We start from the raw sequence: 7,336 nt of genomic DNA on the forward strand, positions 1-7,336 counted from the left end.
ATCAAGAAGACAACCAAAACCTGAGGTTGTTAAGCCCAAGGGGAGGCCGCCCAAGGGGAGGCCAGATGTTAAACCCATCAAAGTAAGTCGCCCCAAAATTAAAAAACACTAGCCTGTATGAAATTACTATCCCTTAGTGTAATTATTTGCTTGCTAAGTATAAAAGTTAAGGCTCAAAAAGACATCGACTCTGCCGACACAAAAAAAACTACAATAACTTTGGCCGCTATATATAGCAATAACGTGAGTTACTATGGACAAACAACGGCCGAAAAGCTGCCTTATGTATTGGCCAATGCGACAGTAAGATTGCCTGTTGGTCTATATTTTTCTGCAGGTGCATATAAACTTTTAAGTGTTGGATCTGGTATTTCTGAAACAGATTTAGGAGTTGGTTATGATCATGATTTTAACGAAAGATTTACTGCCGGCGTAGGTTATAGCAGATCATTCTACCCAAAAAGTTCTCCATTATTACAAGCATCTAATGAGAATAATCTAAATGTAACAGCCGATTACAATTGGCCATGGTTTAAGAGTTCTTTATCTGCCGACTATGCTTTTGGACAAGAAAGCGATGTGTTTGCAGGATTAACAAATTCAAAACTAATAGAACTAGGTACGCTATTTAGTAAGGAAGATCTATTATCCATAGAACCTTCGATAGAAATAGTGGCAGGTACACAGCACTTTCTTAAAACTTATACGGAGCAGAAGAATAAAAAGAATAATGGTAATGGCAACGGAAATGGCAACGGTAATAGTAATGGAAATGGAAACGGAAATGGCAATAGTACAATAACCACTACTTTGCCGGCAACAAGTTTTGAACTTTTGTCGTACAATTTTAAAATACCATTGAGTTATAGTAGGTCAAGTTATATGGCCGAGGTCAGCTATCAGTTTTCTATTTTAGGTGCAAATGCCATTACTGAAGCTAAAAGGCAGCAATCTTTTATTAGCCTTGGTCTTTATTATCAATTTTAATTTCAATTGCACAAATGAAAGTACTCATAGTTGAAGACGAAAAAACACTTGCTTACGAAATGGAAACCTTTTTAAAAAAGGCATTTTACTTGTGCGATCTGGCGCATACTGTAGCACAAGGATTAGAAAAAATTGAAGTAAACAGTTACGACTTTATTCTGCTTGACCTTGGTTTGCCGGATGGCGATGGACTGTCGCTGCTTCCAAAAGCAAAAAAGCACAATCCAGAAGCTGCATATATTATTTTAACTGCCAGAGGCAACCTGGAAGATAGGATAACAGGATTAGATCTTGGGGCTGATGATTACCTTGCTAAACCTTTTTCGTTGCTAGAGCTTCAATCAAGAATGCAGGCAATTGCCCGTCGTAAATTTAATGTAAAAGAAGAAGCAATCCCACTTGGAGAATTTAGCATTGATCTTCAAAAGCGCCTTGTTCAATACAAAGAAGAACAAATTGAACTGTCGCGTAAGGAATACGATTTGTTAAGCTATCTGTTTCTACACAAAAACCGCGTTTTAACAAGAATGCAGCTGAGCGAGCATATTTGGGGCACCTTTGCCGACGATGACTATGATTCGAATTACATTGATGCACACATAAAAAACATCAGAAAAAAATTAAATTTATGGGCACCTACCGACTGGCTAGAGACAGTACGAGGTGTGGGCTATAGAATAAAGAAATAGACGTGAAACTATCTGCAAAGCTTATTTACTTCATTACCGGTTCTAAACTTGCAGTTGTGCTGTTATTTATACTTTCTATGCCCTTTTTGGTAGCAAGTATTGCGTCAGAATATACCAATTATTCATTAAGAGATCAGCAGAAGAAAGCATTAGATAAGGTGCAGAAAGATGGTATAGATTATTATCTGCAGGGCGATGACAGCTATGGAAGTTATACTATGCTTAAAGAGGAATATGTTGCCATTGAGCCCGCTGCACCAGAGCTACTTATTGACACCATAAAAACAGTAGAACGTATTGTGGAGGGGGATACATTGAGTTACCGCGTACTTAACCATACTTTTAAGGCCAAAAACAAAAACTATCTGCTGGAGATCGGGAAAACTGTAGGTAGCATCAATCAATATAACAAGCCTTTGCAGCGCATAGCCTTATATGTTCTGATGGGGCTAATCGCTTTAACTATTGTAATAGACCTTATTTTTACCCGGGTATTGATAAGACCGCTTGGCAAAATCATAGAAAGCAAACTGCTAAACCGAAAGTTTCCTTTTAAAGATCAAAGTAAACCTGTAAAAACCACCACACAGGACTTTAAATATTTAGATGAGTCGCTCATCAGTTTGATGGATCAGATCAATGTCGACTTTGAAAAGGAGCGAGAGTTTACAGCCAATGCTTCTCATGAGCTGATGACTCCGATAAGCATCCTCCAAAACAAGATGGAAAACCTGCTTGCTGATGACCAGATCACTGAAGATGTGGCAATGCGCATTGTGGGAATGATGAAAACGCTGGACCGATTAAAGAAAATATCTTCCTCATTGCTGTTCATTTCAAGAATTGAGAACGATCAGTTTGTAAAATTGGCATCTGTAAAACTTACAGATTTACTGGAAGACATAAAAGAAGAGATTAGTCACAGGTTAGAGGACAAAGGCCTTACTTTTTCTATACATATTAAAGAGAAGGTTACACTAAAAAATGTTAACCACGATCTGCTTTTTCAGTTGTTCTACAACCTTATAAATAATGCAATTAAATACAATGTTGAAGGTGGGAGCGTGATGGTTACCGATGCTTTTAACAAACAAGGCGACTATCAGATTTTCATTAAGGATACGGGTATTGGCATTGCAAGTGAAGATATTGACTTTATTTTCGATCGGTTCAGGAAGGCCAATTTATCTGAAAACGTGGGTTATGGACTTGGCCTTTCAATAGTTAAAAGTATTGCATTATATCATAATATTGATATTAAGGTTGCATCTGCAGTTAAGCAGGGATCAACCTTTACAATTACTTTTCCACAGGTAATGTTGGGATAGTTTTCATATATTCATGTTTTTAAATACCATGAAATTATCTTCTATAATACAGCCACAGGAATTGATTTTACCAGGTAAAAACGATTTTATTTTATTTGATGTTAGCGCCGGATCGAAAGCCAGATATGATGAACAGCACTTAGATGGTGCCTTTTATCTTGATCTAAATACAGATCTGGCCGATATTAAGGATTTCGCTGTTGGAGGCAGGCACCCTTTACCTACGTTTGAACATTTTTCTGAAGTTTTAGCAAAATACGGGGTTACAAAAGATAGCCATGTAATTGTTTACGACGATAAGAATGGCGCTAATGCTGCTGCCAGATTCTGGTGGATGTTAAAGTCAATAGGACACCAAAAAGTTCAGGTTTTAAATGGCGGTTATGATGCTGCTGTTAAAGCGGGATTTGCTGTTAGTTCTGAGATTCCAACTCCCAAAACAGCAGAGCCTTATCAGATCACCGAATGGCAGTTACCATTAGCAGAAATAGATGAGGTAGAAGTTGCTGGTAACAGTGATAATCATGCAGTTATTGATGTTCGCGATGCTAATCGTTATGCAGGATTAACAGAACCAATTGATTTAATTGCGGGCCATATTCCTGGCGCAATAAATATTCCTTTTACTGAGAATCTGGATGCTAACGGGGATTTTTTAGCACCTGAAATACTAAAAGAGAAATATTCAAAAGCTTTAGCCGATTATAAAACGGAAAATGTGATTGTGCATTGTGGTTCTGGCGTAACGGCTTGTCATACGCTTTTAGCAATGGACTATGCGGGTTTAGAAATCCCGAAGTTGTATGTGGGCAGTTGGAGTGAGTGGAGCAGGAATAAAATCAAATGACAACCGAGCAATATCCGAAGGTTTATTTATACAGAAGAATAGTTCAGGCAAAACTATTCATCGATAACAACTATGCCGACAAAATAGACCTCAATAATATTTCTAACGAGGCCTATTTTTCAAAATTTCATTTTATTCGACTGTTCAAATCTGCTTACGGAAAAACACCCCATCAGTATTTAAAATATGTGAGAATTGAAAAGGCAAAAGAACTACTCAAAAAAGATACTCCTGTTTCTGAGGCCTGCTTTTTAGTGGGCTTCGATAGCCTTTCTTCATTCAGCGGACTATTCTCAAAGGTCGTCGGAAAATCCCCGTCAACTTATCTGAAACACCACCAAGAAAACCAAAAGAAGATCAGTTTAACACCTCTTGCCTTTGTGCCGGGTTGTTATGCCTACCAACATGGTTGGCTCGAAAATAGCAATTTTGAAGAAACTGATATTTGATTTATTGCTCAAGTTTGTAATGAGTTTAACATCTAAAGCAAATAGCCATGATTACAAAAATGACCATTACAAACATTCATGTTATAGACCAGGATAGTGCCTATGACTTCTATGTAAACAAATTGGGGTTCAAACTGGTAGACGATTTTCCAATGGGGCAGGGAACCCGTTGGCTTACCGTTTCGCCTCCCGAGCAGCCCGACCTGCAATTGGTATTGTTTCCGGTTACAGTAAGCAAAATGTTTCCCAAAGAAATAGCGGAAAACCTAATAGACCTTATCAAAAAAGGGATATTTGGCTGTGGGGTTTTAACTTGCAAAGATATTCATGCTACTTACGAGGAGCTTAAAGCCAAGGGTGTTGAATTTATAAAACCGCCAACCAAAGAGTTTTACGGAACAGATGCATTATTTAAAGATGATTCTGGTAACTATTTTTCATTGCAACCTATAAATAATTTTGACAATGAAAACGATATTTGATAAGGCAACAATAGATGAATTGACTGCCAGGGTTAATTCACTGAATGAAAACAGCAAGCCGCTTTGGGGTAAGATGAATGTTTATCAAATGACCATGCATTGCACAAAATGGAACGAATGGGTTTTAGGAATAACTAATCCTGTTAACGGGCAAGAATTTTTAGGTAAAATCTTTGGCAAAATGGCGCTCAAAAGCAATACTAAAAACGACAAGCCAATCGGTAAAAATATGCCGGCAGGAAAAGCATTTACCATTAAGCAAAAAGAATGTGATCTGGAAGCTCAAAAGAAGACCTTGATGAACCTGATAGCTGATTTTGAAAACTTTTCAAATGATAAGTTCATTCACGATTTCTTTGGTAAAATGACAAGAGAACAAATTGGCATATTTGTTTATAAGCATTCAGATCATCATTTAAGGCAGTTTAACGTTTAAGTTTCTTAATGGAATAAATGCTGCGGATCACTTCATAAGTATAAAGTGGCACTGCCCACCCCATCCAAAAAAGAGGAACAGTAACTTCTTCAAAACTGCCCAACTGCTGTATAAATGGAATCTTGTAGATAAAACCTGAAATCAGAAAAGCTACGGTAACCAGATAACTTCTGATCATCCATTCTTTGTGAAGCTTGAATTGTTTCCTCATAGCGGTATAGAAAGCAATAAAAGTTGTACTGATCCAAACACTAGCCCAGATCTGCAGTGTAAAAGCATAAGCCCAATTTACCGCATAGGCCGTTGTGGAAGCAAGCATAAGGGCACTTATACTGCTTACCAGGATCGATAACAGATACAAATAACCAATTACGCGATGTATTTTCCAGCTATAGGTACGTAGTTTAGGCCAGAATTGAATAATACCTGAGATCAATGCTCCACCACCAGCCGTAATATGTGCGATGAGGAACCACCGTTGGGGGAAGTATCTGCCTAATGCTTCTGGCGTCATTTGCAGATAGTGATCTGCTCCATGCATGAATAACCAGGTCATAAAAAAAACGGTTATCCATATTAGTAAAGGTAGGATGTCTATCCAGTTAAGCTTAAATTGACTTTTTACATTCAGTTCTTTTTGCATTTCAGATTCCTTTTTGATTTTAATTAATCACGATAAGCGATAACACAAATTTCCCTGAAAGATTGTAAGGCAACAATAACCGATAAAAGATTCGGTATGGGGTTACTGTGAGGTTCGGGATGGATTGAGTAATTTTAACCAGCAATAATAAAAGTATGTATACAAGAAAAATACAAGAAGATCCAGATTGTGGTATCTATTTAGCGATGAGAGTATTGGGCGGAAAATGGAAATGTTGCATCTTGGATGCAATTAGCAGAGGTATTTCGAGGCCCAGCGAAATTGCCAGATATATCACTGAAGCATCCACACGTGTTATCGAAATGCAATTGGCGGAACTGCTTTTTTATCGTATGATTGAAAAATGTGCGGAAGATGTTTATCCTAAAAGAACTGAATACAAACTCACTATCCTGGGAGAAACCTTATTGCCTATTCTTTCCAAAATAGATCAATGGGGAATAGAACATGCAGAGTTGATCAAAGATCGAATCAGCGAGCTGCAAGAGGATGAACTGGAGGGGCAGTACCCGATCTAAAAAAACAGTATATTTCTCTATGATGCAAGAAAAAAGTAATACTTTTGCAGCCATAAAAATCAATAATTGAGAAGATCAGTTTGCCTTTTGTTACTATTCATGATCGTCATGCAGTCCTTTAATAAGTTGGGGATAATCCTCGCTTTTAAGATTAATCAGGGCTACATTGCTTCTGCCTTTTGTGAAAATAAGGATAAACCAGAAATGCATTGTAATGGACGATGTGTACTAGCAAAAAAACTCAAACAAGCCGAACAGAATGAAGAAAAGCAAAGAGCAGAAAATCTGGAAAAAGCTAATGTGCTCTTCTTTTGCAAATTGAACAGACTTGAGGTAAATGAATCATCAGCCTCCCCAAAAACGAGCGACTTTAATATTTTCTATTTAAAGTTTAAACCTTCTTCTTTTACCAACGACATCTTCAAACCACCTCAGTACGTAGCTGCCTAATCTATCTTATTTTTTTAATCACAATTATTGAGTAACCTGAGTTACTCACATGCCATTTTTATGGTCGAAATCGTGATGTGCCTCAGGCTGGTTTCTTATTAACATCTTTTTATACTTTCAAATGAAAATCAATATTTTCAGCATACTATTACTATTGTTTATCATTAGTAAATCCTTTGCGCAATCTGGCTCAGGGAATTTAAAAGGCCGCATCGTTACCGCTAGAGATGAAGCTGTTAGCGGTGCAACAGTTCAATTCCAGAATACACTAATTAGCACCCAAACAGATTCAGATGGAAACTTCAATTTTATCGCTATTCCTGCCGGTACATATGTATTGGTCGTTTCAAATATAGGGTATACCGCTCTTAAGCAAAATCTGATCATCACTACAGGCAAAAATGCCTTTCTCAATTTGCAACTCTCAGAAAGCAAACAGGAGTTGAGAGAGGTAGCAATCAATATCAGCAAGAAACATTACCATGT

General features: G+C 37.5%; 11 protein-coding genes. 10 read left to right on the forward strand and 1 reads right to left on the reverse strand.

Features of this window, described 5'->3' with window-relative positions; all coding sequences use genetic code 11:
• The first annotated feature begins 117 nt into the window (after positions 1-117).
• From AC1DDX_RS19195 to AC1DDX_RS19225, 7 genes are read left to right on the forward strand one after another with little or no spacing between them, the layout of a single operon-like run.
• Positions 118-987, forward strand: a complete 870-nt coding sequence (locus tag AC1DDX_RS19195) for a hypothetical protein (RefSeq protein ID WP_337716888.1) — start codon at positions 118-120, stop codon at positions 985-987.
• Between the two features lie 14 nt (positions 988-1,001).
• Positions 1,002-1,676: a response regulator transcription factor gene (locus tag AC1DDX_RS19200; RefSeq protein WP_172660237.1), complete on the forward strand. Its 675-nt coding sequence runs from the start codon at positions 1,002-1,004 to the stop codon at positions 1,674-1,676.
• A 2-nt stretch (positions 1,677-1,678) separates the two neighbouring features.
• Positions 1,679-3,004 (forward strand): HAMP domain-containing sensor histidine kinase, encoded by a 1,326-nt coding sequence (locus AC1DDX_RS19205; protein ID WP_337716891.1) that lies wholly within the window; start codon positions 1,679-1,681, stop codon positions 3,002-3,004.
• 28 nt (positions 3,005-3,032) lie between these two features.
• On the forward strand, positions 3,033-3,851 hold the full coding sequence (locus tag AC1DDX_RS19210; protein ID WP_337716893.1) for a sulfurtransferase: 819 nt from the start codon (positions 3,033-3,035) through the stop codon (positions 3,849-3,851).
• Positions 3,848-4,300 carry a helix-turn-helix domain-containing protein gene (locus AC1DDX_RS19215; RefSeq protein WP_172660240.1) on the forward strand — a complete coding sequence of 151 codons (453 nt, stop codon included), beginning with the start codon at positions 3,848-3,850 and terminating at the stop codon, positions 4,298-4,300. The genes AC1DDX_RS19210 and AC1DDX_RS19215 overlap by 4 nt, the downstream gene beginning before the upstream one ends.
• A 47-nt stretch (positions 4,301-4,347) precedes the next feature.
• Positions 4,348-4,782, forward strand: a complete 435-nt coding sequence (locus AC1DDX_RS19220) for a VOC family protein (RefSeq protein WP_172660241.1) — start codon at positions 4,348-4,350, stop codon at positions 4,780-4,782.
• Positions 4,766-5,218 carry a DUF1569 domain-containing protein gene (locus AC1DDX_RS19225; RefSeq protein WP_337716895.1) on the forward strand — a complete coding sequence of 151 codons (453 nt, stop codon included), beginning with the start codon at positions 4,766-4,768 and terminating at the stop codon, positions 5,216-5,218. Before AC1DDX_RS19220 ends, AC1DDX_RS19225 begins: the two co-directional genes overlap by 17 nt.
• On the opposite strand, the gene AC1DDX_RS19230 is transcribed toward AC1DDX_RS19225, so the two are convergent.
• Positions 5,208-5,774, reverse strand: coding sequence for a DUF2306 domain-containing protein (locus AC1DDX_RS19230; RefSeq protein WP_477622428.1), 567 nt, complete (start codon positions 5,772-5,774; stop codon positions 5,208-5,210). The genes AC1DDX_RS19225 and AC1DDX_RS19230 overlap by 11 nt on opposite strands.
• Before the next feature lie 242 nt (positions 5,775-6,016).
• On the opposite strand from AC1DDX_RS19230, the gene AC1DDX_RS19235 reads away from it, so the two are divergent.
• From AC1DDX_RS19235 to AC1DDX_RS19245, 3 genes are all read left to right on the forward strand, one after another.
• Positions 6,017-6,400, forward strand: coding sequence for a winged helix-turn-helix transcriptional regulator (locus AC1DDX_RS19235; RefSeq protein WP_337716899.1), 384 nt, complete (start codon positions 6,017-6,019; stop codon positions 6,398-6,400).
• Positions 6,401-6,508: 108 nt separating this feature from the next.
• On the forward strand, positions 6,509-6,850 hold the full coding sequence (locus tag AC1DDX_RS19240) for a hypothetical protein (protein ID WP_337716901.1): 342 nt from the start codon (positions 6,509-6,511) through the stop codon (positions 6,848-6,850).
• A 121-nt stretch (positions 6,851-6,971) separates the two neighbouring features.
• A partial coding sequence (locus tag AC1DDX_RS19245) for a carboxypeptidase-like regulatory domain-containing protein (protein ID WP_477622429.1) occupies positions 6,972-7,336 on the forward strand: 365 nt, incomplete at its 3' end.

The sequence above is a fragment of the Pedobacter sp. 10L46_2 genome (assembly GCF_056395165.1).

What these genes read in the sequence shown, in the direction of transcription:
- AC1DDX_RS19240 (WP_337716901.1), top strand. Translation starts at nt 6,509, where the DNA reads ATGCAGTCCTTTAATAAGTTGGGGATAATCCTCGCTTTTAAGATTAAT.
- AC1DDX_RS19200 (WP_172660237.1), top strand. Translation starts at nt 1,002, where the DNA reads ATGAAAGTACTCATAGTTGAAGACGAAAAAACACTTGCTTACGAAATG.
- AC1DDX_RS19220 (WP_172660241.1), top strand. Translation starts at nt 4,348, where the DNA reads ATGATTACAAAAATGACCATTACAAACATTCATGTTATAGACCAGGAT.
- AC1DDX_RS19225 (WP_337716895.1), top strand. Translation starts at nt 4,766, where the DNA reads ATGAAAACGATATTTGATAAGGCAACAATAGATGAATTGACTGCCAGG.
- AC1DDX_RS19235 (WP_337716899.1), top strand. Translation starts at nt 6,017, where the DNA reads ATGTATACAAGAAAAATACAAGAAGATCCAGATTGTGGTATCTATTTA.
- AC1DDX_RS19215 (WP_172660240.1), top strand. Translation starts at nt 3,848, where the DNA reads ATGACAACCGAGCAATATCCGAAGGTTTATTTATACAGAAGAATAGTT.
- AC1DDX_RS19210 (WP_337716893.1), top strand. Translation starts at nt 3,033, where the DNA reads ATGAAATTATCTTCTATAATACAGCCACAGGAATTGATTTTACCAGGT.
- AC1DDX_RS19195 (WP_337716888.1), top strand. Translation starts at nt 118, where the DNA reads ATGAAATTACTATCCCTTAGTGTAATTATTTGCTTGCTAAGTATAAAA.
- AC1DDX_RS19230 (WP_477622428.1), bottom strand. Translation starts at nt 5,774, where the DNA reads ATGACCTGGTTATTCATGCATGGAGCAGATCACTATCTGCAAATGACG.